Source organism: Shigella sp. FJ200513, from assembly GCF_040495915.1.
GTDB lineage: Bacteria > Pseudomonadota > Gammaproteobacteria > Enterobacterales > Enterobacteriaceae > ECMA0423.
In genome coordinates this window covers 1-850 of record NZ_JBDYCV010000254.1, presented here as the reverse complement: position 1 = coordinate 850, position 850 = coordinate 1, and the positions used below count along the sequence as shown (strand labels likewise).

Below are 850 nucleotides of genomic sequence, written 5' to 3'. Positions count from 1 at the left end.
CGGTGGAGCTGCATGACAAGGTCATCGGGCATTATCTGAACATAAAACACTATCAGTAAGTTGGAGTCATTACCGACATTCTGGCTATCCTCACCGAACAGCAGTTCCGCGTTTCGATGCCGGAAATTACAGCGATGATGCGCGCACCGGATCATAAAAACTTCCGCGAATACGGCGATCAATTTTTACGTTATTTTCTGCGTGGACTGGCAGCGCGCCAGCATGTGAAGAAAAGCTAAGACGGGTATGGCGGCCATGCGAAACATGGCCGCCGACAGATTATTTCACTTCTTTAAAACCAGCGGCTTTCATCACCAGTTCCATTTGCGCCATAGTGATACCTTTTTTGGCATCTTCAGCAGAAACGTTGATTCCTGAAATACCCTGCAGGGCTTTAAAATCCACTTTTTCCATATCGATAGTCACGTTTTCCTGCGCGTAGGTATCGGTATAGGTTGATTTTTCTTCAACACCCGCGATGTTTTTGTATTTGGCGCTTAACGGCTCAAGTGTCTTGGCAGCATCTTCTTTGGTGGTTGCACCAATGGAGGCAAATTGAATTTTGGTTTCAGAAGATTGCTTAAGCACCTTGTCACCTTTGTAGACATAGGTAATGGCAATTTCAGTGCCGTTCAGATTGGCGCTGAATTTCTTCGATTCTTCTTTGTCACCGCAGCCAGCAAGAGAGAAAACCAGAACAGATGCAACAACGAGGGAAAACAGCTTATTGAAAGCCTTCATGTAAAACTCCATTTTATTTAATCAAGAAACTGGTGGGTAATGCTGCCAACTTACTGATTTAGTGTATGATGGTGATTTTAAGGTGCTTGCGTGGCTTCCATTTCCATCA

At 44.6% G+C, this 850-nt stretch carries 2 protein-coding genes and 1 pseudogene; 2 read left to right on the top strand and 1 reads right to left on the bottom strand.

Annotation, left to right across the window (positions count from 1 at the left end; genetic code table 11):
- Positions 1–2 precede the first annotated feature (2 nt).
- Complete coding sequence (locus ABZJ92_RS22035) at positions 3–59, top strand: IS1 family transposase (RefSeq protein WP_003032489.1); 57 nt, start codon at positions 3–5, stop codon at positions 57–59.
- Between the two features lie 15 nt (positions 60–74).
- Positions 75–239 (top strand): annotated as a pseudogene (locus ABZJ92_RS22030) (DUF1456 family protein); the annotation flags it as partial.
- Positions 240–279: 40 nt separating this feature from the next.
- On the opposite strand, the gene ABZJ92_RS22025 reads toward ABZJ92_RS22030, so the two are convergent.
- Positions 280–741 (bottom strand): YehR family lipoprotein, encoded by a 462-nt coding sequence (locus ABZJ92_RS22025; protein WP_005049020.1) that lies wholly within the window; start codon positions 739–741, stop codon positions 280–282.
- Positions 742–850 lie beyond the last annotated feature (109 nt).